We start from the raw sequence: 389 nt of genomic DNA, 5'->3' as shown, positions 1-389 counted from the left end.
ACCAATTTCAGCAAATAATGGATCCCATCCAGTATTCACAATTTTGATTTTTACCCCAGCTTCTTTCGCAACTGCATTTGTAAAATCAACATCGAATCCTACTATTTTACCGTTATCAAGATATTCAAAAGGCGCATAGGCAGCATCAGTAACAACTCGTAATGGTTTGTCTGCTGTTCCGCTTGTTTTCGCATCCTTACCACAACCCGATAAAATTAGAGCCGTCGTCACTGCAAATGCAAAGGATAGTTTTTTAACCTGTTTCATTTCAATACCCCCAATTATTTTTGATTTATGTAAGTAAATTTCTGATCAGATTAAATATATTGAAAATTTAATATATTTAGATTTTTAATTATTATATCTATTCTTGTTTAAATATGCAATAC

General features: G+C 31.9%; 1 protein-coding gene. It reads right to left on the bottom strand.

Going from position 1 to position 389, the window contains the following annotated elements:
• The coding region (locus CN514_RS25030; protein WP_141529543.1) for a transporter substrate-binding domain-containing protein at nucleotides 1-267 on the bottom strand (267 nt) is incomplete at its 3' end.
• Nucleotides 268-389 lie beyond the last annotated feature (122 nt).

Source organism: Bacillus sp. AFS001701 (assembly GCF_002559405.1).
Taxonomy (GTDB): Bacteria; Bacillota; Bacilli; order Bacillales; family Bacillaceae_G; genus Gottfriedia.
Note: the sequence above shows the minus strand (reverse complement) of the source record. Positions and strands in the feature narration are given on the sequence as shown.